The 20979-nt window shown below is 47.6% G+C and carries 24 protein-coding genes and 1 pseudogene; 16 read left to right on the top strand and 9 right to left on the bottom strand.

Features of this window, described 5'->3' with window-relative positions; all coding sequences use genetic code 11:
• Position 1: 1 nt before the first annotated feature.
• Positions 2-682, bottom strand: coding sequence for a porin family protein (locus tag QM717_RS00465; protein ID WP_415033730.1), 681 nt, complete (start codon positions 680-682; stop codon positions 2-4).
• Positions 683-821: 139 nt separating this feature from the next.
• On the opposite strand from QM717_RS00465, the pseudogene QM717_RS00460 reads away from it, so the two are divergent.
• Positions 822-971 (top strand): annotated as a pseudogene (locus QM717_RS00460) (DUF4287 domain-containing protein); the annotation flags it as partial.
• Here QM717_RS00460 and QM717_RS00455 read toward each other — a convergent pair.
• Positions 968-2092: a cysteine desulfurase family protein gene (locus QM717_RS00455; RefSeq protein WP_415033728.1), complete on the bottom strand. Its 1125-nt coding sequence runs from the start codon at positions 2090-2092 to the stop codon at positions 968-970. The pseudogene QM717_RS00460 and the gene QM717_RS00455 sit on opposite strands and share 4 nt — an antisense overlap.
• Before the next feature lie 95 nt (positions 2093-2187).
• On the opposite strand from QM717_RS00455, the gene QM717_RS00450 reads away from it, so the two are divergent.
• The gene (locus QM717_RS00450; RefSeq protein ID WP_415033726.1) at positions 2188-3171 is read left to right on the top strand and encodes a hypothetical protein; all 984 of its coding nucleotides are present in this window, start codon (positions 2188-2190) and stop codon (positions 3169-3171) included.
• Positions 3172-3173: 2 nt separating this feature from the next.
• On the opposite strand, the gene QM717_RS00445 is transcribed toward QM717_RS00450, so the two are convergent.
• From QM717_RS00445 to rocD, 3 genes are all read right to left on the bottom strand, one after another.
• Complete coding sequence (locus tag QM717_RS00445; protein WP_415033724.1) at positions 3174-3734, bottom strand: Smr/MutS family protein; 561 nt, start codon at positions 3732-3734, stop codon at positions 3174-3176.
• Entirely contained in the window at positions 3718-3900 is a 183-nt protein-coding gene (locus QM717_RS00440) for a hypothetical protein (RefSeq protein ID WP_415033722.1), read from the bottom strand. The genes QM717_RS00445 and QM717_RS00440 overlap by 17 nt, the downstream gene beginning before the upstream one ends.
• A gap of 76 nt (positions 3901-3976) precedes the next feature.
• On the bottom strand, positions 3977-5221 hold the full coding sequence (gene rocD / locus QM717_RS00435) for an ornithine--oxo-acid transaminase (protein WP_415033720.1): 1245 nt from the start codon (positions 5219-5221) through the stop codon (positions 3977-3979).
• Between the two features lie 211 nt (positions 5222-5432).
• On the opposite strand from rocD, the gene QM717_RS00430 reads away from it, so the two are divergent.
• Complete coding sequence (locus tag QM717_RS00430; protein WP_415033718.1) at positions 5433-5924, top strand: hypothetical protein; 492 nt, start codon at positions 5433-5435, stop codon at positions 5922-5924.
• Positions 5925-6040: 116 nt separating this feature from the next.
• Here the strand turns inward: QM717_RS00430 and QM717_RS00425 are convergent, their stop codons facing one another.
• Positions 6041-6451 (bottom strand): OsmC family protein, encoded by a 411-nt coding sequence (locus tag QM717_RS00425; protein ID WP_415033716.1) that lies wholly within the window; start codon positions 6449-6451, stop codon positions 6041-6043.
• 348 nt (positions 6452-6799) lie between these two features.
• Between QM717_RS00425 and QM717_RS00420 the strand changes: the two genes are divergently transcribed.
• The 4 genes from QM717_RS00420 to QM717_RS00405 all read left to right on the top strand — a co-directional run bounded on the left by QM717_RS00420 (position 6800) and on the right by QM717_RS00405 (position 10373).
• Positions 6800-7441, top strand: a complete 642-nt coding sequence (locus QM717_RS00420; RefSeq protein ID WP_415033714.1) for an NAD(P)-dependent oxidoreductase — start codon at positions 6800-6802, stop codon at positions 7439-7441.
• 110 nt (positions 7442-7551) lie between these two features.
• Complete coding sequence (gene rlmD / locus QM717_RS00415) at positions 7552-8964, top strand: 23S rRNA (uracil(1939)-C(5))-methyltransferase RlmD (RefSeq protein ID WP_415033712.1); 1413 nt, start codon at positions 7552-7554, stop codon at positions 8962-8964.
• 160 nt (positions 8965-9124) lie between these two features.
• Positions 9125-9670, top strand: a complete 546-nt coding sequence (locus QM717_RS00410) for a DUF6452 family protein (RefSeq protein ID WP_415033710.1) — start codon at positions 9125-9127, stop codon at positions 9668-9670.
• A complete protein-coding gene (locus tag QM717_RS00405) occupies positions 9642-10373 on the top strand; it encodes a DUF6048 family protein (protein ID WP_415033708.1) in 732 nt (243 codons plus the stop codon). The genes QM717_RS00410 and QM717_RS00405 overlap by 29 nt, the downstream gene beginning before the upstream one ends.
• Positions 10374-10499: 126 nt before the next feature.
• Here the strand turns inward: QM717_RS00405 and QM717_RS00400 are convergent, their stop codons facing one another.
• Positions 10500-10736 carry a hypothetical protein gene (locus QM717_RS00400; protein WP_415033706.1) on the bottom strand — a complete coding sequence of 79 codons (237 nt, stop codon included), beginning with the start codon at positions 10734-10736 and terminating at the stop codon, positions 10500-10502.
• 56 nt (positions 10737-10792) lie between these two features.
• Positions 10793-11956: a THUMP domain-containing class I SAM-dependent RNA methyltransferase gene (locus tag QM717_RS00395; protein ID WP_415033704.1), complete on the bottom strand. Its 1164-nt coding sequence runs from the start codon at positions 11954-11956 to the stop codon at positions 10793-10795.
• Positions 11957-12015: 59 nt separating this feature from the next.
• Between QM717_RS00395 and QM717_RS00390 the strand changes: the two genes are divergently transcribed.
• The 9 genes from QM717_RS00390 to QM717_RS00350 all read left to right on the top strand — a co-directional run bounded on the left by QM717_RS00390 (position 12016) and on the right by QM717_RS00350 (position 18100).
• On the top strand, positions 12016-12747 hold the full coding sequence (locus QM717_RS00390) for a class I SAM-dependent methyltransferase (RefSeq protein WP_415033702.1): 732 nt from the start codon (positions 12016-12018) through the stop codon (positions 12745-12747).
• On the top strand, positions 12747-13439 hold the full coding sequence (locus QM717_RS00385; RefSeq protein ID WP_415033700.1) for a ZIP family metal transporter: 693 nt from the start codon (positions 12747-12749) through the stop codon (positions 13437-13439). The genes QM717_RS00390 and QM717_RS00385 overlap by 1 nt, the downstream gene beginning before the upstream one ends.
• Before the next feature lie 349 nt (positions 13440-13788).
• Complete coding sequence (murQ, locus tag QM717_RS00380) at positions 13789-14616, top strand: N-acetylmuramic acid 6-phosphate etherase (RefSeq protein WP_415033698.1); 828 nt, start codon at positions 13789-13791, stop codon at positions 14614-14616.
• A 59-nt stretch (positions 14617-14675) separates the two neighbouring features.
• Positions 14676-14912, top strand: coding sequence for a DUF6095 family protein (locus QM717_RS00375; protein WP_415033696.1), 237 nt, complete (start codon positions 14676-14678; stop codon positions 14910-14912).
• On the top strand, positions 14909-15484 hold the full coding sequence (locus QM717_RS00370; RefSeq protein ID WP_415033694.1) for a pentapeptide repeat-containing protein: 576 nt from the start codon (positions 14909-14911) through the stop codon (positions 15482-15484). The genes QM717_RS00375 and QM717_RS00370 overlap by 4 nt, the downstream gene beginning before the upstream one ends.
• A 1-nt stretch (position 15485) precedes the next feature.
• Positions 15486-16073 (top strand): DUF1572 family protein, encoded by a 588-nt coding sequence (locus QM717_RS00365; RefSeq protein WP_415033692.1) that lies wholly within the window; start codon positions 15486-15488, stop codon positions 16071-16073.
• Between the two features lie 238 nt (positions 16074-16311).
• A complete protein-coding gene (locus QM717_RS00360; RefSeq protein WP_415033690.1) occupies positions 16312-16683 on the top strand; it encodes a DNA topoisomerase IV in 372 nt (123 codons plus the stop codon).
• Between the two features lie 10 nt (positions 16684-16693).
• Complete coding sequence (locus QM717_RS00355; RefSeq protein WP_415033688.1) at positions 16694-17467, top strand: TerC family protein; 774 nt, start codon at positions 16694-16696, stop codon at positions 17465-17467.
• Between the two features lie 168 nt (positions 17468-17635).
• The gene (locus tag QM717_RS00350; protein ID WP_415033686.1) at positions 17636-18100 is read left to right on the top strand and encodes a YMGG-like glycine zipper-containing protein; all 465 of its coding nucleotides are present in this window, start codon (positions 17636-17638) and stop codon (positions 18098-18100) included.
• Positions 18101-18209: 109 nt separating this feature from the next.
• Here the strand turns inward: QM717_RS00350 and QM717_RS00345 are convergent, their stop codons facing one another.
• Complete coding sequence (locus QM717_RS00345) at positions 18210-20888, bottom strand: DNA gyrase/topoisomerase IV subunit A (protein WP_415033684.1); 2679 nt, start codon at positions 20886-20888, stop codon at positions 18210-18212.
• Positions 20889-20979: the final 91 nt, after the last annotated feature.

Below are 20979 nucleotides of genomic sequence, written 5' to 3'. Positions count from 1 at the left end.
ATTATAAGCGGTAATAGACACCCAGGTTAAAACTGTGGCGCGAATTGGTGTGCTTGTCACGGTAAATATTGGGTTGGAGCACTTCCGAAAAACCCTGTTGGAATTCGTATTCGAAGCCAATCCGGAACGCCTCGGTCAACGGATATTTGGCTCCGGCCGAAACCACCGCGCCATAATCCATTTCTTCAAAATCCAAAGGATTTAACGTGCTATTCCCGTTTAGGTCCAAAGGATCAAAAGAGATTCTGTTAATATCATCGGCATTCGAATCGAGCAAATAACCTACATAACCGCCCGCGCCAATCGAAAAATTGACTTTTTTACCAAAGTTCCAATGTGCCGTTACCGGAAATGTCAAGTACTTTAAATCAAAATCAGAAAAAGAGCCAAACTGATTGTATCCCGATTCCGGAGTCAAATCAAAAGAAACATTGTAACCATCCAAACCTTTTTGGTCATACAACACTTTGAGGTTGACGCTCCAATTTTCTGCAAAATGATACTCGGAAGACAACCCGATATTAACACCCGCTCTCGAACTTACATCCTGATCTGAAAACGGTGCCTGTATCGAAGAAACACTGGCAGTATTATAACCGCCCACCAAACCGAATTCAAATTTCCCTTTCTGCGCCAGGCCGAACTGCGAAGCCAGTAAAATAGCCATCAATATTTTTTTCATTGCAATTTTTTCCGCGAACTTAGAATAATTTTATCAGAAAAACAATACAAAAAATCATTCCAAGCCTACCTCAAGAACATCCAGAAAAAAAGGAAAAACGGCATCCGATTTTCGTAAACTCGCCGCGGCCAAAGGGTTTGACGAAAAAACCAAAGCAGGCGGCACGAGCGTTAGCGAACTGGCAAAGCAAATTGTAAACTGGCTCAAAGCAGATTTCGATATCGGGCACGGACACGCCATGACAATCTACGCCTTGCTATCGGGAAAGAAAAATGAAGACAGCGCTTAGACCGTCTTCAGCGATTCGATCAAATAATCGATCTCGTCCTTGGTGTTGTAATGACTCAGTGAAATGCGAAGCGATGGTTTCCTGATGTCGCTCTCGTCCAGGATTTCCGCCAATACATGCGATGGCTTGACACTGCCCGACTGACAAGCGCTTCCGCGTGAAACTGCGATGCCTTTCATGTCGAGGTTGAACAAGATCATGATGGTTTTCTGCTCGTCGAATGGCAACAAGATATTGGCGATGTTGTAAAATCCTTCGCCACAGCCGTTGATTTTATAGCCCGGAAAATGGATACCGATTTGCTCGATCAAATAGCTTTTGAGTTCGGTAATTATGTTTCTTTCGGTCTCAAGATGCTGGTACGAAAGTTTCAAAGCCTTCGCCATTCCTGCAATGTTGTGGATCGCTTCGGTGCCGGCGCGCAAGCCTTTCTCCTGTTCGCCCCCGAAAATCATCGGTTGCAGGACAATCCCTTTTCTGACAAAGGCAAAACCGACGCCTTTAGGGCCGTGGAATTTGTGCGCACTGGCCGATAAAAAGTCGATGGGGATTTGCTGCAAATCGATTTCCGTTTTCCCGACCGATTGTACCGCATCGGTATGAAAATAGGCGCCGTATTGCTTGCAGATTCGGGCGGTTTTGTCCAGATCGAGTACATTTCCGGTTTCGTTATTGACGTGCATGAGCGAAACCAGCGTCGGTTTGTTCTGCGAAAGCAATTCGGACAAATGCGTCATATCGACTGAGCCGTCACGCTTGATCTTTACATAATCCACGGCGAGGGCAAATTCCTTTTGCAATTCCTCGAGCGTATGCAAAACGGCATGGTGCTCGATTTTGCTCGAAATGATGCGTTGCACTTTCAAATCCCTGATCGCGCTTCTCAAAATCCAGTTGTTGGACTCGGTGCCGCAAGAGGTAAAAATGATTTCCTGTGCAGCGGCATGGAGTTGTTTGGCTATGGTTTTCCTTGAAAGTTCAAGGATGCTTTTGGAACTTCTTCCGAAACTGTGGGTCGACGAAGGGTTGCCGAATTCCTGTTGCATCACCATCGCCATTTCTGAAATGACTTCGGGACGGATCGCAGTGGTTGCGGCATTGTCGAGGTATACTTTTTTCATCGGTGCAAAGGTAAGGATTTTCTGCTTGTTAATGCTAAACAAATGGGTTGGCGGTTGCAAATTAAAATCCTATTTTTGCTTCAAATTAGACGCACATGAAAAAGTTTTTGGGGTTATTGTTTTTGGTTTTCTTATTGAACGGCTGTGATCATGGCGACGCTAGCGTAGAGCAAATTACTTTCGACGACAGCAACATCGCTTCATGCACCAATGACCAGAACCTCTTTTTCAAGATCACCGAAAACCGTGTGATGATTCTTCGTTTGGGTTCGGGTGTCAATCCGCAGCCCTTCCAGAATGATCCCGGTGCGCGTACGGTGAATGTAGGCAGCGGTCTTTCGGTCAGTTACCGCGTTTACAGCGGCGCATTGAATTCGCAAACCCTTTGCTCAAATCCTGCTCCTTTGACGCCGGTAGCAATCCTCGAATGGCCTGCCGCACGCGGCACCATGGAAATCATAACGACCATCATTCCCAAAGAACCCAATCCGGAAACGGGACAAATCGAGATTGCCAATTACCGACACGCGGTCGTACTCAAGAACCTTGAACTGACCAAGAGCGATGGTACTACACAGGTTTTGGGCGATTATCCGTTGGGCAATTACCTGACCACGCCAACCGATCTGGCCTTGGATTTTGAAGAAGCCGATGAACTGAAAATATGTTCGTCCACGAATAAAGTCTACAACGCCCAGAACATTGCCAGCGAAGGGCTTTCGATCGAAAACATCAGTCCTGCCCTGCTCGACTCCTCCATCCTCAACACGCCAAAAACGGCCTTGGTCGGAAGCACCGAGAACATTTTGATCTACCGCCTGTTCGAAGGCAACATTCCGGCCGGCGAAAACCAAAATTTCTTCTGCGGAAATTTGGTCGTTGGCGTCCGGGAACAATGGCAGGGGCTCAATGGAGTCGTGGGTTCAAGCGGTATCATTGAAGTGATCACGACCACGACGAGCAACGGATTCAAGCACAGTTTCCGTCTCAAGAATGTGACTTTCAAGAAAAAAGACAACAACAGCACCTTCTTTTATGGGATTGACATGCCAATCGGCGAATTGTTGACTACCAATTAAAATTATTTCTGGTTTTGTTTGACCAAAACTTCGGTCGCGCCCAAACCATATTTTTGGTAATTGGCGTCGCGGAAGATGATGTTGTCGTAACGCCCCATCAAAAAATCGAGTTCGGCTTTGAGGATTCCTTCCCCGACACCATGGATAAAAACGATTTTGGGAATGCGGTTTTTAATGGCGAAATCAATATGCCTTTTGGCGGTTTCTGTTTGTAAGGTCAGGATGTCGTAATTGCTCATCTGCCGGAAATTCTTGACGAGTTTTTCGATGTGCAAATCGAATTCCGGCACGGGAATTTCCTTGGAAGATTTTTTCTCCTTGACAAAACTCCTGGGTTTGGGAATTTCTTTCTCCTGTTTGACCTTATTTAAATGATGACTTCCGGTTCCAAATTCTAAATTACTGGCATCGTTTATTTTAATTATTTCATTGACAAAAAATGTCATCATAAATCCTTCGTTCGATTCGATTGAAACCTGGTTGCCTTGGACCGACAGCACCACACCGTCGATCGCTTCATCGAGCACCGAAACCTTATCGCCTTTTTTAAACGTCTCGTTCATCGTCTTCTTTGTTTTTACTGGGGGTTTTACTGCTGAGCCACATCATCCCGAACATAAATACGGCAATGGCAATGACCATGATCCAGCGGCTCGATTCGCCTTGCCCCTGCGCATAAAAAGCCACCAAAATGGCAACGACCATGATTGGAATAATCAGTTTTTTCATGTCGGCAATTTAAGCCGGAAAAGTAAATGGCGAAAGAAAAAACCATAAAAAATCCGCCCTGAGGCGGATTCTTGTTTTATCTTTCAAACTGTTTGAGCGTCTTGATGATGATCGAAACGCAATCCAAAAGCTGCTCCTCGTTCATGACCAAAGGGGGCGCGAAACGGATGATGTTCCCATGCGTGGGCTTGGCCAGCAAACCATTGTCGCGCAAAGCCATACAAATATCCCAGGCCGTCGAACTGTCTTCGGAATCATTGATCACGATGGCATTGAGCAATCCTTTGCCGCGCACCAGCGTCGCGATGTTCGAATTTTGGATGTACTCGCCGATTTTATTTCTGAAAATCTGACCCAGATATTCCGCATTTTGCGCCAACTTCTCATCGGTTACCACTTGCAAGGCCGCAACGGCTACAGCCGCAGCAATCGGGTTTCCGCCAAAAGTGGAACCGTGCTGTCCCGGCTTGATGACATGCATGATGTTGTCGTTGGCCAATACCGCAGACACCGGATAAACGCCTCCTGAAATCGCCTTGCCCAGGATCAAAACATCCGGTTGGACGTTCTCATGATTCACAGCGAGCAATTTCCCTGTACGCGCGATTCCGGTTTGCACTTCATCGGCGATGAACAAAACATTGTGTTTCTCGCAAAGCGCCTTGGCTTTGGCCAAATATCCTTCCGAAGGCACATAAACGCCTGCTTCACCTTGAATCGGCTCCACTAAGAAACCTGCGATATTTTTGCTGGACGCCAATGCCTTTTCGAGTGCATCGAGGTCATCATAAGCGATTTTGATGAATCCGGCCGTATACGGTCCGAAATTCTTGCGCGCATTTTCATCGTTCGAAAATGAGATGATCGTGGTGGTTCTTCCGTGGAAATTACCCTCACAAACGATGATTTGCGCCTGCTGCTCGTCGATGCCCTTGACTTCATAAGCCCATTTGCGGCATAACTTGAGCGCGGTCTCGACAGCTTCGGCGCCGGTATTCATCGGCAATACTTTGTCAAAACCGAAATATTTGGTCAAAAATTCCTCGTACGGACCGAGCTGGTCGTTGTAAAACGCACGCGAAGTCAACGTCAATGTCTTGGCCTGGTTGACCAAAGCATCGATGATTCTTGGATGACAATGACCTTGATTGACGGCCGAATAAGCCGACAAGAAATCATAATACTTTTTCCCTTCAACATCCCAAACATACACGCCTTCTCCCTTGCTCAAAACAACCGGCAACGGATGGTAATTGTGCGCACCATACCTGTCTTCCAAAGCAATAAGGGCCGAAGAACTAATCTTTTCTAAAACTGACATTTCCACTATTTTTTAAATAATTTTTTACAATTCCTTCTTGTGGAGAGAAATCACCCAATTTTTTCCAAAATTAATGAATATTCTTCAATATCAATCGATTTCGCAAAAGTTCTTTATATGTTAAAGTCGGCGCCGGGATTGCATTAACTGTAAGAAAAATATATTTTTGGAACAACCAATAAAAATCCTAATGAAACAAAAACACCAATCCATGCCTAGAAAAATTGCTACCCTCAGCAAGAAACTTGTATTGCCCGTCCTGGCCTTCTTCTTATTGCTTTCGTGCTCCAAAGACGACGACAAGGCGCCAGAAATTACGCCCATCCCAACCGTCCCTAGCTTTTTAAAAGTGACCATTGGCGGCACTGTATACAATTTCAATAAATTTACCGTACAGGAAACCACCGTCGTAGAACCCGACTACACCTATGTAGATATGACGGTCACTGCCACGATTGTGGGCGACGACACCAAAGAATTCACCTTCAGTCTCGAGAAAAATGTACCCGGCCCAGAAACGATCTATTATTTCTACTATTACAACGGCACCGAATTCGACACCGACCACGACGGCGAATTCAATGCCAACGTAACGGTAAATGCCGGAAACCGCATCATCGGTACTTTTTCAGGCACGCTCGGAAACTTTGACGGAGGCGAAACCATCCAATTGCAAAACGGATCGTTCGACATCACTTATTAAGAAGAAAGACCGCTGTGCTGAAAGAGCCAAGACCGCTTCCGCTACAAGACAATGGAACTACACGCCTTTAAGACTTTATGACTAAAAAAAATCCCCACCGAAAAGTGGGGATTTTTTTAACCCAATGTCGCCGTCGAACTGATCTTGGCGTTGAGCAATTTCGAAATCGGGCAATTCTGTTCGGCTTTGGTCACCAATTCCTGGAACTGGTCGTTGCCGAGTCCGGCCACTTTTCCCACGACGGTCAGATCCGAATTCGTGATCGTGAAGTTCTCCATCGTAATCACGCAATTTGTTTCCAAACTCTGGATCTCAAATCCCGCCTCGCCGATAAACGCCGACAATTGCATTGTAAAACAGCCCGCATGCGCCGCCGCCACGAGTTCTTCGGGATTGGTACCCACGCCGTCCTCAAAACGCGTCTTGAACGAATACTGGGTGTTGTCGAGGGTTTTGCTTTGCGTGGTCAATTTCCCCGCGCCTTCCCTGAGTGAGCCTTGCCATACGGCCGATGCTGATCTTTTCATGTGCTGTAATTTTTAGTTAGACAAGCTATAAAGTTACGGCTTTTAAAATCAAGATTGTAAGGAGAAGGTTATTTTTTATGGCGATACCTTCGGCCCGGGCTGTCCGCTCTATCTTTTGCTCGTTGCACATCGCAAAAGGATGCCGCTTCCATCCCTATCGCACCCACAGCCAAACATTTGTGTTCCATAAAGACCTATTCAAAGTTTAACGGACAAGTTCTTTTGCTATATTTGCCCCATCAAAATCTATTTGTAAAATATTACGATTCTCCAACCTAATGGCTTGGGAAAACCGCATCGGTCATCGCGGCCGGTGCCACTTCTTATTAATATTTTACACATAGAAAAATGAAACATCCTAAAATAGCCGTCATCGGCGGCACCGGCAAAGCCGGAAAATACCTCGTCCAAGAATTATTGGCACAGGGCTTCCCCGTCAAACTGCTGCTCAGAAATCCCGATCGTTTGCCAATCGAACATCCATTGATCGAAACCCTCGTGGGCAATGCCAACAAGTACGACGACGTCAAATCTTTGCTGCAAAATTGCGGGGCGATCATCAGCACGCTGGGCCTAGGGCAACCCCATAGCGAAAAAAACATCTTCTCCACCGCGACCGGCCATATCCTGAAAGCGATGGAACAATTGGGCATCAAACGCTATATTGTGATTACCGGATTAAATGTCGACACGCCGTTTGACCACAAAGGCACGCATACCCAACAAGGAACCGACTGGATGAAAATGCATTTTCCAGAGACGACCGCCGACAAACAAAAAGAATACGAATTGCTTTCCAGCAGCCAACTGGATTGGACCTTGGTCAGGCTGCCCTTGATCGAACAGACGCTACTAAGGAACGAGACAAACGTCAGTCTTGAAGATTGTCCCGGGGAAAAAATAAGCGCCACCGATCTGGCCGTATTTCTGATCGAACAATTGCAATCCGGGACTTACATCCGGAAATCGCCTTTTATTGCGAATAGCTAATGCACGAAGCGGGCCCACAAAGCCCGCTTTTTTTAATCTCCCGTGCCGAAACCAAAAAATAAAATCATAAAAAGACGAACGCAATCAACACAATCGATTATTTTTGCGCCATGGCAAGAAAAAATACCGACAGAATCACCTTCGAGCACATCAAGGTACTCGATGCCGGCGCCAAAGGCGTATCGGTGGCCAAGGCACCCGATGGCAAAGTGATCTTTATCCCCAACGTGGTTCCCGGCGATGTCGTCGATGTACAGACGTTCAAGAAACGCAAGGCGTATTACGAAGGGAAAGCAGTCAAATTCCACGAACTATCTGAATACCGCGTCGATCCCGTTTGCGCGCATTTTGGCGTGTGCGGCGGCTGCAAATGGCAGAACATGAACTACCAGCAGCAATTGGCCTTCAAGCACAATGAAGTCAAGAACCATTTGCAACGCATCGGAAAAGTTGACTTGCCCGAGTTCGAACCGATTTTGGGTTCCGAAAAACAGTTTTTCTACCGCAACAAAATGGAGTTCGGGTTCTCGAATTCGCGCTGGCTCACCGAAGCCGAAATCGCGAACAACGGCGAACTCGACAACCGCAATGCCGTAGGCTTCCACATCCCGAAAATGTGGGACAAGATTTTGGACATCCATAAATGTTACCTGCAGCAAGACCCGTCGAATGCTATCCGCAATGAAGTGCGCGATTTTGCCAACCAAAACAACCTCGCCTTTTTCGACCCGAGAAACCGCGAAGGTTTGCTGCGCACGCTCATGGTCCGTACGGTTTCGACCGGCGAGATTATGGTTTTGATCCAGTTCTTTGACGACAACAAAAAACAACGCGAACTGCTGCTCGACCATCTGGCGGCAAAGTTCCCGGAAATCACTTCGCTGCAATACGTCGTGAACCAAAAGGCCAACGACACGATTTATGACCAGCAAATCGAAACCTACAAAGGCCGCGATTACATCCTCGAGGAAATGGAAGGCTTGACTTTTAGCATCAATGCCAAGTCTTTTTACCAGACCAATTCGGAGCAGGCGTATGAATTGTACAAGATTACGCGCGATTTCGCGGGACTGACCGGAAACGAACTCGTCTATGATTTGTACACCGGCACCGGGACGATCGCACAATTCGTCTCGCGAAAAGCCAAAAAAGTCATCGGTGTGGAAAGTGTTCCCGAAGCGATCGAGGACGCCAAGGCCAACGCCGAGAGAAACAATATTACCAACTGCGAATTCTTTGTGGGCGACATGAAAAACGTGTTCAACGATGCCTTCATCGCCCAGCACGGCCACCCGGACGTGATCATCACCGATCCGCCGCGCGACGGCATGCACAAGGATGTCGTGGAACAGATTTTAAAGATTGCGCCCGAGCGCATCGTCTATGTGAGCTGCAATTCGGCGACACAGGCGCGCGATTTGGCGTTGATGGACGAAAAGTACAAGGTGACGCGCGTGCGTCCGGTGGATATGTTTCCGCAGACGCACCATGTGGAAAATGTTGTACTTTTGACCAAAAGATAGTCAACCGTCGAACGAAAACTCGTTTGTCATTTGACGTTCGACATTCGACAGTTGCGTTAGGGATTGAAGCAAGGTGCCATGCACCGCGGAAAGCCCGGCCGCGCCAACAATTTTGAATAGAAGGAAAAACCAAATGCGCGGCAACGCCCAGAAAAAATAAATGAAGAAAATATTCGCCTTGCTTTTATTGATCGCCTTCACGCTTCCGGGTTGTGAAAAGGACGACATTTGCGATGAAAGCCAAAATACGACGCCGCGCCTGGTCATCAGTTTTTATGATGCCGCGAGCCGGCAAACACTCAAAAAAGTGACCAATTTGCGCGTGATTGCCGATGGCCAGGATGAACCCATTGTGTTTTTTACCACGGCCGTTGGCGAAGGACGCTACCGCACGAGTGAAAGTACGATCAAGATTCCGCTCAATGTGTCGACCGACGCAGTCAAATTTTATTTCACGAACAATGACGGCAATGAAACGTTTACCAATACCGATACGTTGCAGTTCAATTATTCGCGCAACAACATTTACATTTCGAGGGCTTGCGGTTACAGCATCTTTTTTCTGCTGAACCAGGGCACCGACAATCCGGCCTACATCCTCAACGACAATTCGCCGGACAGTCCCGAAGCCTGGATCAAAGACATCGATGTCGAAAATTATTCCCTGATTTCTGAAAATGAGACACACCTTAAGATTTACTTTTAGCCTTTTCGTGCTGCTGTGCTCGTTTGGATTGCGTGCACAGGAAACAAAAGCGACAACTCCAGCCACCGACAGCATCAAGACGAGCCGTTACGGTTTGCGCGTGGGCATCGATGCGCTCAAATTGTCGCGTGCGTTTTGGGAGAAAGACTATAAAGGATTGGAAATCGTGGGCGATTACCGCATTGCGAAAAATTATTACATCGCGGCCGAAATCGGGAACGAGAACAAAACGGTCGATGACGAGCAACTCAACTTCACGACCAAAGGCACCTACATCAAAGCCGGTTTCAACTACAACGCCTACGAAAACTGGCTCGATATGGAAAACTTGGTGTATGTGGGATTGCGCTATGGGGTGAGTAGCTTCAGCCAGACGTTGAACCATTACACGGTGTACAACCGCGACCATTATTTCGGGGACCAGCCCGAAGTGGTTTCAGGTCAAAAATACAGCGGACTTTCGGCGCACTGGGGCGAATTTGTCGCTGGTGTGAATGCAAAAGTGTTCAACAACATTTATGTCGGATTCAGCGTACGCTTCAACAAATTGTTCTCGAACAACAAACCCGACAACTTCGACAATTTGTACATCCCGGGATTCAACCGTACGTATGACGGCGATTTTGGCGTAGGATTCAATTATACGGTTTCGTATTTCATTCCGATTTACAAGACGAAGCAGAAAGTGGCGGTGAAGAAATAATTAGACAATTAGATAATGAGTCAATTAGATAATTCGTCGCACGAGGCATTAGCTGAACTGGTGAAGCAATTCGATAATTTTGATTCGCAGCTAATTATCTAATTTTCTAATTGGCACATTCTCTAATTACTTCACTTCGCGGATGCCTTTCACAAACAACCACGACATAAACATCTTTTCTCCATCTTTGGTTCTGACGGCTTGAAATTTCGGTGACAGTAAAGTACCGACCACAAATGCCGTGACCGGAATCCACACGCCGCTTACATTCGTGAATGCATCAACGATGTACCGCGTCAGGAAAAACAAGGCTGCGAAACACAGCAGTTGGTACACGAGGGCTTTGATTTGAAGTTTGCTCATTTTATTTTTTTTAGTCTTGCAGCGAAGCGATCTTGGTTCTTGCAGCGCAGCGGTCTTTATTCTTTGTTCTGGAACTTGGTGCGTTTGCTGCCTTCGTACATTTCATATTTCACGAGACGCGCTTCGAGACTTCCATTGAACAATTTGATTTTTCGCGATGGCTTGAGTCCGACAAATTTCAAGGCTTCGAGATTGGCCGTAATAAACCACGCATTCGTCCCGGGATAACTTTGCTTGAGCGTATCGCCGAGTTCGCGGTAAAAACGTTCGAGATGGATGTCGAGCCGTTCCCCATAAGGCGGATTGAACACCATGTGCAACGGGCCTTTGGTTTCTTTTTCGGTATCGAAGAAATTGCGTTCCTCGACCGTGATGTATTCCGAAAGGTTGGCGTTCTTGATGTTGTCCTTGGCTTTCATGACCGCAGAAGGCGCCTTGTCATAACCGACGATGTTGTAATGGAACTCGCGTACTTTCTTGAGTTGGGAATCCATGATGGTATCGAACAGTTCCTCGTCCCAGTCGTTCCATTTTTCAAACGCAAACTCTTTTCTATTGAGATTAGCGGGTACGTTGCACGCAATCATCGCCGCTTCGGTCAAAATGGTGCCGCTGCCGCACATCGGGTCCAGGAAATCGCCCTGCCCGTCCCATCCCGAAAGCAAAAGCATTCCGGCAGCCAACACTTCGTTGATTGGCGCGATGTTCGTCGCGGTCCTGTAGCCACGATGATGCAACGAAGCCCCCGAAGTATCGAGCGAAACCGAACATTGGTCGCGGTCGATGTGGACATTGATGCGCAAATCGGGATGCGTTTTATCGATGCTCGGACGCTGGCCGGTGCGGGTTCGAAATTGGTCTACGATTGCATCCTTGGCTTTCTGTGACACAAATTCGGAATGGTTGAATTTCTCCGAATGCACGGTCGAATCGATCACGAACGTCTGGTTTTCATTCATGTATTTCGACCAATCGATCGCATGAATCCCTTTGTACAGGCTGTCTTCGTTGAATACGCGGAAGTGGTAAATCGGCTTGAGGATTTTGAGCGCCGTACGCAGCGACAAATTCGCCTTGTACATAAATCCCTTATCTCCCCTGAAACTGACCATACGCGTGCCCATTTGCACGTCCTGTGCGCCGAGCTGTTGCAGTTCCTTGGCCAGTATTTCCTCGAAACCAAAAAAGGTTTTGGCTATCATCTTAAAATTATTTTCCATCGTAAAATCCGGTATTCGGTGCAAAAATACACTAAATTTGTGGTCGCTAAAGAATGACTATGCAAAAAGAAGCCAATAATTGGTTTGCCTCGTGGTTTGACACGCCTTATTACCACATCCTTTACAAAGAGCGCAATTACCGCGAAGCGCAGGTTTTCATGGACAACCTCACGCATTACCTCAATTTGCCCGAAAAGGCCAAAGTGCTCGATCTGGCGTGCGGCAAAGGCCGTCATGCGATTTATTTGAGCCAGCTTGGGTTTGATGTGACCGGTGCCGATTTGTCGGAGAACAACATCCGCGAGGCGCAAAAGAACACCAACCAGTATTTGCATTTCTGTGTGCACGACATGCGCGAACCGTTCGATGAAAAATTCGACGCGATTTTCAACCTGTTCACGAGCTTCGGTTATTTCGAAAACGACGACGACAACCTCAAGACACTGATCGCCATCAAGGAAAGTTTGTCCGAATACGGTTTTGCCGCGATCGATTTCATGAACGTCAACCACGTCATCGCGAACCTCGTCCCTGAAGAAACCAAGCATGTCGATGGCATCGATTTCCACATCAAGCGCTATTACATCGACGACCACATTTACAAGGAAATCGATTTTGAAGACAAGGGCCAGCAATTCCATTTCACCGAAAAGGTCAAGGCGCTCACGCTCCAATGTTTCCAGGAACTCATGAACGAAGCGGGCATTTACCTGCTCGATACCTTTGGCGATTACAAGCTCAAGAAATTCCACAAGACCGAAAGCGAACGTCTGATCATGATTTTTAAATAATGAACTATTTGCTGCCTTTATTTTCGGTACTGATCGGTTACGGAATCGCGTTGTTCCTCAAACCGACCAAGAAAAAGAACCTCAAGCTGTTGCTCGCCTTCAGCGGGGCGTTCCTGCTGTCGCTCACGGTCATGCACTTGCTGCCCGAGGTCTACGAAGCCGACCATGCACACCACGGGCATGAGCATTCCAGCGCAATCGGGATTTTCATCATGGCCGGAATCTTGTTCCAGATCATCCTCGAATTTTTCTCCAAGGGCGCCGAACACGGACACGTGCACAGCCACGACGAGATGCAATCCATGCCATGGTCGCTGTTCATCAGCTTGTGCCTGCACGCTTTTTTGGAAGGTTTTCCCGTCAGCCATCATGAAAACCTTGCGATCGGTATCGCGATCCACCACTTGCCGATCGCGATCATCCTGACGGTATTTTTCCTCAACGCCAAACTGGGCAAAAGCACCATCTTCTTTTTCATGCTCGCATTTGCCATCATGACACCGCTCGGCACCGTCGCTTCGGAATACTTGCCAATGCTAAGCGAATACTACACGCAAATCACCGCGGTCGTCATCGGCATCCTGTTCCACATTTCATCGACGATTATTTTTGAGACCAGCGAAGGCCATAAATTCAACATCGCGAAGGTTTCGATGATTATTTTGGGGATTGTGTTGGCGTGTTTCGTTTGATTTTTTTTACCTCAAAGACACAAAGTTCCCGCAAAGTGTATAAAGCTTAGCGTCTTTGCGTTGAATCATTTGGGCGTTGCCTTTCACACCGGCCTGCGCACCTGCTGGCTCCTCACTAAAACAGTCCATCGGACTGTTTCTTTACGCTCGGCCCTGGCCCGCGCTGTCCGCGGCACATGGTGCCTTGCTCCCATCGCTAACGCGTACCTAACTTCAACGTTCCCTATTCGACATTCAATATTCTTCGGTTCAAAAAATGTCGAATTTCGAATAATGATTAACGAATTTCGAAGTGGAAACCACGCACAAACTTTGTAACTTTGAGACTTTGAATCTTTTCAACTCCAAAATGAACTTCACCAAAACCACCGAACAATCCTCCAAATACGAAGCGCTCGAACAAATGCCCATCGCCGAGCTGTTGACCAACATCAACAACGAAGACAAAACCGTACCGCTGGCCGTCGAAAAAGCGTTGCCGCAGATCGAGGCTTTGGTCTTTCAGGTCGTGGCCAAACTCAAAAACGGCGGAAGATTGTTCTACATCGGTGCGGGAACTTCGGGTCGGCTCGGTATTGTCGATGCCTCGGAATGTCCGCCAACGTTTGGTGTGCCTTTCGATTTGGTCAACGGCATCATTGCCGGTGGCGACAAGGCCATCCGACGCGCAGTCGAAAACGCCGAAGACGATGCAAGCCAAGCCTGGAACGATTTGTCCGAATTCAATATCAATACTAAAGACGTTGTCATTGGCATCGCCGCTTCGGGCACGACGCCTTATGTGATTGGCGGACTCGAAAAATGCAATGCAAACAACATCATCACGGGTTGCATCACTTGCAACGAAGGCAGCCCGCTCGCCCTGACCGCACAATTCCCGATCGTGGCAGTTGTTGGCCCGGAATTCGTGACGGGCAGTTCGCGCATGAAAGCCGGCACCGCACAAAAACTGATTTTAAACATGATCTCGACCGCAACAATGATTCAATTGGGTCGCGTCAAAGGCAACAAGATGGTCGACATGCAACTGAGCAACAACAAACTCGTCGACCGCGGCGTGCGCATGATTATGGGCGAAATCCCGGTTTCGTACGAGGAAGCTGCCGAATTGCTCGAACGTTTCGGCAGCGTGCGCAAATCGGTTGACAATTACAATGCAGAAAAATTTAATCTTTAAAAATAAGCCCCGAATTCACCAATCCTATCTCAAATTGTTTTTGAAAAATTTGTGAATTCGTGACCAAAAAACACATGCACACCAACCGCGAATTTTTAAACAAAGGAATCAAATACCTCGCCTGGGCGCTGCCGATGTTCTTCATCGGGCCGAGCGTGATTTACAACGCCTTCCAGAACCAACACACTGGCTGGCATTATCTGGTCCTGGCACTCGGTATCGCGATCTGTTTCTTCGCCGTTTTCTTTATGTTCAAAGGATTGAGCCAAATCATGAAAAGCCTTTTTGGGAAATGACAGAAGAATTCATCCACATCGACCAAACGTTTGAGAAAACAATTTTCTTCGGACAAAAGCTCAGCAATCGAGAATTTGACGGCTGCGTGTTCCGCCACTGCGATTTTTCGAACACGGTGTTTTCGGAATGCCGTTTCATCGATTGCACGTTCATCGACTGCAACCTGGCGATGGCCAAATTGCCCGCAACGGCTTTACAAACGGTCGCTTTTGAACAATGCAAATTGTTGGGCATCCGGTTTGACGAAGCACTGGATTTTTTATTCGGCGTCCATTTTACCGATTGCATCCTTGATTATTCGTGGTTTTCGCGTAAGAAAATGCAAAAGACAACATTCGCCAACACTTCACTCAAAGGCGTCAATTTTGAAGGCTGCGACCTGACTTCGGCTACATTCGACAATTGCAACCTTGAAGACGCGGTGTTTCACGAGACCATTTTGGCCGGTGCCGATTTGACCACGGCCTACCATTTCCGCATCGATCCGGAATTCAACCCGATGAAGAAAGCGAAGTTCTCGGTCAATGGAATTCCGGGCTTGCTTGACAAATACGACATCAAAATTGAATAATATGGAAGCCAATGCCTCTTTCCTGGACAGCGCGAAAAAACAATTCGTGTATTACAAAACCTTGGGCGAAAAAGCGATCGCGCAGCTCGAGCCCGAACAATTGTTCGTTGCGGTCAATGATGACACCAACAGCATTGCCGTCATCGTCAATCACATCGCCGGGAATATGCTGTCGCGTTGGACCGATTTCCTGACCTCTGATGGTGAAAAGCAATGGCGCGACCGCGATGCCGAGTTTGAAAATACGCTCCAAACCAAGGAAGAAGTTTTGGCCTTGTGGGAAAAAGGCTGGCAGTGTTTGTTTGCCGCGCTCAACGATTTAAAGCCCGAACAGATGATGCAGATCATTTACATCCGCAATGAAGGCCATACGGTCGTGGAGGCGATCAACCGGCAGTTGGCACACTATCCGTACCATGTGGGACAGATCGTGTTTTATGCCAAACAGCTCAAAAACACGGAATGGGACAGTTTGTCGATCCCGAAAAACAAATCGAAAAGTTACAACGCCGATAAATTTTCAAAAGACAAAATCATCAAACATTTTACCGATGATGAATTGGATAAATTAAAAGACAATAGTAAATAGTACCCAATACCCTAGCCCGGATAGGGCCGAGCGTTAAAAAACAGTCCGGTGGACTGTTTTAGCGATGGAGCCTGGCGGCGCGGTGCATTGATTATTACAAATTTAAAATAGAATGATAGACCCTAGCCCCGCTTTCCGTTGCAATCTTTTGCGGCCGCAGCGCAGCGGAGGCCGTAAAAGATTGCAACGGAAAGCGGGAACAGCTTCAAAAAATAAAATGGTTAACAAATACTTCAAAATGCAAAAATTCCTATTACTGGCTCCAATACTTTTCCTCACGTCATGCTACCATGTCGAGCGCAATTGCAAAGATTTCAAAACCGGGAAATTCCAATCGGAAATCACCATCGATGGCGTCAAACACGAAACCGTGACGATCCGCACCGATTCGCTCGTGATCGAAACCTACAAAGGCAAAACCGATACCTCCTCGATCCGGTGGGTCAACGATTGCGAATATGTGCTGCGCAAAATCAACCCGAAGAACATGAAGGAACAAAAAGCGATTGCGATCAAAATTTTGACCACTACCGAAAAAACCTATACTTTTGAATTTGGAACCGTGGGCAGCAACCAGAAGCAAAAAGGCACTGCCACACGAATCAATTAAAGCATTTTAAATGGAAATCTTATCGAATCCGAGCGCCTGGGTTGCTTTGTTGACCCTGACCTTTTTAGAAATCGTCCTGGGGATTGACAACATTATTTTTATCTCGATCACGACCGGAAAACTACCGCCCGAACAACGCAAACGCGCAACCAAAATCGGGATGTTCCTCGCGATGTTCATGCGCATTGCGCTGCTTTTTGGGATTACCCTGCTCATTGCGATGAAAAAACCGTGGTTCAGTTTTGACTGGGGCTTTATCAAGGCAGGCGTTTCCGGACAAGCACTGGTATTGCTGCTGGGCGGGTTGTTCCTGATCTACAAGAGCACCAAGGAAATCCACGAAAAGGTCGATGAAAAAGGCGAAGAGGAAAAAGAACTCGGCCAATCGGCCAAGACGAAGTTCAGCAGCGTGATTTTCCAGATCATTCTGATTGACCTGGTGTTTTCTTTCGACAGCATCCTGACGGCCGTCGGGATGACCAATGGGGTCGAAGGTGCCTTGTACATCATGATTGCGGCGGTCGTGATTTCGGTGATGATCATGATGCAGTTTGCCGTTCCGGTCGGGAATTTCGTGAACCGCCATCCGTCGATCCAGATTTTGGGCTTGTCGTTCCTGATCCTGATCGGTTTGATGCTGATCACCGAATCGGCGCATTTGTCGAATGCCGTCATTTTTGGCGAACACGTCACGCCATTGCCTAAAGCCTATCTGTATTTTGCCATTGCGTTCTCGTTGTTGGTGGAATTCCTCAATATGAAAATCAGCAAAAAGAAGAAATAAGCACAATTATATGCTATCTTTTTTGGCCGCGAATGCACAAATTTTAAAAATTTAATTCGTGCATTCGTGGCCATTCATTTTCAAAAAGATGTAAAAATCATCGGAAATGCTGTAACCCGCTCCACTGCTACTTTTGGTAATTTGGCTTAAATTCTAAAAAGCAAAGCCATGAAATCACAGAGTAAAAAAATTGCAGTACTCCTTTTCGCAGCCATTTTTTCGTTTGCCTGCAAGAACACCGCGAATGAAGCCGGTGTAGCGGGTGATCCGCAACAAGCGACCATCGATTCGCTCAAAATGGAAATGGAAAAACAAAAAGCCGAAATGGCCAAACAGAAAACGATCGATTCGATGAACGCCGTGGCCGAAGCCAAAGCCGCGAAACAGCGTCCCGTGATCGTCAACAATACTGCGCCTGCAGCCACAACTGCCGAACAAAAGAAAAAAGGCTGGAGTGGCGCGGCTAAAGGTGCCGTGATCGGGGCCGGTGTGGGAGCCGTTTCGGGTGCCTTGATCGACAAGGACAAACCGGGCCGTGGTGCCGTCATCGGTGGATTGGCCGGCGGTGGTGTCGGTGCCGGTACAGGCGCGATCATCGATTCGGAAAAAAAGAGAAAAGAAGCACAGAAGTAAGAATACGCTGGTTTAATAAAGCCACGAATTCTCGAATTTTCCAAATAAGATTGGACTAATCATTCGAGAATTCGTGGCCTTTTATTTTTAGAATTGTCGCGTAAAAAATTTAAAACAACGTCACTTGTCCGTCGTCGTCGATCTGTAAATCGACATCGGAATCGTCTGAAACCATTGTATTTCCCGAAACTTCAATTTCTTCCGGAACGACTTCCTCGGGTGCTTCATACGGCAACGGTTCGAGCGGGTTGACTTGTTTGATCTTGTCACTGGTGAGTTGGTTGCCCAATGCCTTGAATCCTTTGACGGCGATGAATGCTTCGAGGTCGATGGTCAGGTTTTCCTTCTGGTTGCCTTTGACTTTGGCAAAAACAACTTCGGCCATCGGGCGGTAATCGGTGAAGACAATTTCGAGCTGCGAATTTGGGTGTTCGGTGATGAAACTTTCCTCTTTCGCCTCATTCTCGATCAGGAAACGCTTGACGAAATATTTTTCCTTTTCGCCGTCGTAGTAAATGGCAGAAATCGGTTTGTTCGGGATCCATTTCTGGAGCACGACCATGTCTTCGTCGAAATGCGTCGTGAGTTCGGGGATGATCACTTTGGCCTTTCCGGCTTGCGAAATGACGAGCAATTTGTCGTTCGGACGGAATTCACCGAGCAATTCGCCGCGTGCGTCTACATTGAGTTTCTGAACCGTGTCGTCGAACCAGATTTTGCGCGGCTTCAGGGTCGAAATGCCTTTTTCCTTGAGCTCGATTTTCTTGATCGGGTATTTGCTGATCAGGTTGCCTTTCGATCCGCGGCCCTTGATGGCCATATCGGCGAAATCGACATCCCATTTGAGTTTCTTGATGTTGCCGATTTGGCGCAACAGGATCGTAATGACTTCGGCTTCCCCGTTCGGATTGGCCGAAAAATACAACACCTGCGAGCCTTTATTTTCATTGGTCAAATCGTACGACTTGTCGCGCGTGATGCCCGAAACATTGAAACGCTTGATGTAAGCCGGCCCCGATTTGCCATCGCGGTAAATCATATTGTAGATCGTGCGCTTGTCGCTCTTGTCGAATACCGCGACATGGATGATGTCCTTGCCTACGAACGTCTTGTCCGAAACCTTGGTGACCTGCATGCTGCCGTCGCGCAGGAATACGATCACGTCGTCGATGTCGGAACATTCGGTCACGAATTCATCTTTCTTCAAGCCCGTTCCGATGAAACCTTCCTCGCGGTTGACGTACAATTTGGTATTGCGCAAAACGACTTTCGTCGCCTCGATCGTATCGAAAATACGCAATTCGGTTTGGCGTTCGCGGCCCTTGCCGTATTTCTCTTTCAATCTGGTGAAGTAGGCAATCGCGTAATCGGTCAAATGCTCGAGGTCGTGCTTGACCTGTTCGATGTCGCCTTCGAGTGCCTCGATTTTGTCCTGCGCCTTGTTGCTGTCGTATTTGGAAATACGCATGATGCGGATGTCGAGCAAACGCAAGATGTCGTCTTCGGTAACAGCGCGTTTGAGGTGTTTGATGTGCGGCTTCAAACCATCGTCTACGGCTTTGATGACCCCTTCGCGTGTACTTTCTTCCTCGATCAATCGGTAGATTTTATTTTCGATGAAGATCCGTTCCAACGATAAGAAATGCCATTGTTCCTCGAGTTCGTTGAGCTGGATTTCGAGTTCCTGGCGCAGCAAATCCTTGGTTCGCATGGTCGAAATGCGCAACATTTCGGACACGCCGACAAAACGTGGTTTGTTGTCTTCAATAACGCAACCCAACGGTGCCACCGAGGTTTCACAGCCGGTAAAGGCAAACAACGCATCGATTGTTTTATCGGGCGAAACGCCTGGATACAAATGGATCAGGATTTCGACCTCAGCAGCGGTATTGTCTTCGATTTTCTTGATCTTGATTTTGCCTTTGTCGTTGGCTTTGAGGATCGAATCGATGAGCGAAGTCGTATTGGTCGAAAACGGAATCTGTGAAATCACAAGCGTCGATTTGTCGAGCTGTGCGATTTTGGCGCGTACACGCACGCGTCCACCGCGCATCCCGTCATTGTAATTGGTCACGTCGGCGATTCCTGCGGTTTGGAAATCCGGAAACAACTGGAACGATTTGCCTTTCAATATTCTGATCGATGCATCGATGAGTTCATTAAAGTTGTGCGGCAACACTTTGGTCGATAAACCGACGGCAATTCCCTCGGCGCCCTGTGCGAGCAGCAACGGGAACTTGACCGGCAGGTTGATCGGTTCGGCTTTACGGCCGTCATAGGACAATCCCCATTCGGTGATTTTGGGGCTGTACAAAACTTCAAGCGCGAATTTGGACAAACGCGCCTCGATGTAACGCGGGGCCGCCGCACCGTCGCCGGTCAGGATGTTGCCCCAGTTTCCCTGGGTGTCGATGAGCAAATCCTTCTGCCCGATCTGCACCATCGCGTCGCCGATACTCGCGTCACCGTGCGGATGGTACTGCATCGTATGCCCGACCACGTTCGCGACTTTGTTGTAACGGCCGTCGTCGAGTTCCTTGAGCGAGTGCATAATGCGGCGCTGTACGGGTTTGAAACCATCCTCGATGGCAGGTACGGCACGCTCGAGAATGACATAGGATGCATAGTCGAGGAACCAATCCTTGTACATGCCGGTTACCTTGGTAATCGTATCCTCGGGATTGATTTCGTCATGCTCGTAAAAATGATCGCCGCCGGAAGTTTCACCTTCGGTCGGCAATTCATTTTCGTTTTCGTTCAAGTTCAAATCTTCTTCTTCCTCACTCATGTGAAAGACAAATTGTCTGGTTTATGATGGTCTGCAGCCCGGATCGAAGCGGTATCCTTTTGCGGCCGAGTCCCGACGTTTCGGGACGGGC

The sequence above is a fragment of the Flavobacterium sp. genome, from assembly GCF_047602195.1.
Classification (GTDB): domain Bacteria; phylum Bacteroidota; class Bacteroidia; order Flavobacteriales; family Flavobacteriaceae; genus Flavobacterium.
The sequence above is the reverse complement of the archived record's forward strand: the minus strand, read 5'-3'. Positions and strand labels throughout refer to the sequence as shown.

Bases quoted from the DNA above. Each gene is read 5' to 3' on its own strand.
- QM717_RS00465 (WP_415033730.1), bottom strand. From the start codon at position 682: ATGAAAAAAATATTGATGGCTATTTTACTGGCTTCGCAGTTCGGCCTG.
- QM717_RS00455 (WP_415033728.1), bottom strand. From the start codon at position 2,092: ATGAAAAAAGTATACCTCGACAATGCCGCAACCACTGCGATCCGTCCC.
- QM717_RS00450 (WP_415033726.1), top strand. From the start codon at position 2,188: ATGAAAAAGTTTTTGGGGTTATTGTTTTTGGTTTTCTTATTGAACGGC.
- QM717_RS00445 (WP_415033724.1), bottom strand. From the start codon at position 3,734: ATGAACGAGACGTTTAAAAAAGGCGATAAGGTTTCGGTGCTCGATGAA.
- QM717_RS00440 (WP_415033722.1), bottom strand. From the start codon at position 3,900: ATGAAAAAACTGATTATTCCAATCATGGTCGTTGCCATTTTGGTGGCT.
- rocD (WP_415033720.1), bottom strand. From the start codon at position 5,221: ATGTCAGTTTTAGAAAAGATTAGTTCTTCGGCCCTTATTGCTTTGGAA.
- QM717_RS00430 (WP_415033718.1), top strand. From the start codon at position 5,433: ATGCCTAGAAAAATTGCTACCCTCAGCAAGAAACTTGTATTGCCCGTC.
- QM717_RS00425 (WP_415033716.1), bottom strand. From the start codon at position 6,451: ATGAAAAGATCAGCATCGGCCGTATGGCAAGGCTCACTCAGGGAAGGC.
- QM717_RS00420 (WP_415033714.1), top strand. From the start codon at position 6,800: ATGAAACATCCTAAAATAGCCGTCATCGGCGGCACCGGCAAAGCCGGA.
- rlmD (WP_415033712.1), top strand. From the start codon at position 7,552: ATGGCAAGAAAAAATACCGACAGAATCACCTTCGAGCACATCAAGGTA.
- QM717_RS00410 (WP_415033710.1), top strand. From the start codon at position 9,125: ATGAAGAAAATATTCGCCTTGCTTTTATTGATCGCCTTCACGCTTCCG.
- QM717_RS00405 (WP_415033708.1), top strand. From the start codon at position 9,642: ATGAGACACACCTTAAGATTTACTTTTAGCCTTTTCGTGCTGCTGTGC.
- QM717_RS00400 (WP_415033706.1), bottom strand. From the start codon at position 10,736: ATGAGCAAACTTCAAATCAAAGCCCTCGTGTACCAACTGCTGTGTTTC.
- QM717_RS00395 (WP_415033704.1), bottom strand. From the start codon at position 11,956: ATGGAAAATAATTTTAAGATGATAGCCAAAACCTTTTTTGGTTTCGAG.
- QM717_RS00390 (WP_415033702.1), top strand. From the start codon at position 12,016: ATGCAAAAAGAAGCCAATAATTGGTTTGCCTCGTGGTTTGACACGCCT.
- QM717_RS00385 (WP_415033700.1), top strand. From the start codon at position 12,747: ATGAACTATTTGCTGCCTTTATTTTCGGTACTGATCGGTTACGGAATC.
- murQ (WP_415033698.1), top strand. From the start codon at position 13,789: ATGAACTTCACCAAAACCACCGAACAATCCTCCAAATACGAAGCGCTC.
- QM717_RS00370 (WP_415033694.1), top strand. From the start codon at position 14,909: ATGACAGAAGAATTCATCCACATCGACCAAACGTTTGAGAAAACAATT.
- QM717_RS00365 (WP_415033692.1), top strand. From the start codon at position 15,486: ATGGAAGCCAATGCCTCTTTCCTGGACAGCGCGAAAAAACAATTCGTG.
- QM717_RS00360 (WP_415033690.1), top strand. From the start codon at position 16,312: ATGCAAAAATTCCTATTACTGGCTCCAATACTTTTCCTCACGTCATGC.
- QM717_RS00355 (WP_415033688.1), top strand. From the start codon at position 16,694: ATGGAAATCTTATCGAATCCGAGCGCCTGGGTTGCTTTGTTGACCCTG.
- QM717_RS00350 (WP_415033686.1), top strand. From the start codon at position 17,636: ATGAAATCACAGAGTAAAAAAATTGCAGTACTCCTTTTCGCAGCCATT.
- QM717_RS00345 (WP_415033684.1), bottom strand. From the start codon at position 20,888: ATGAGTGAGGAAGAAGAAGATTTGAACTTGAACGAAAACGAAAATGAA.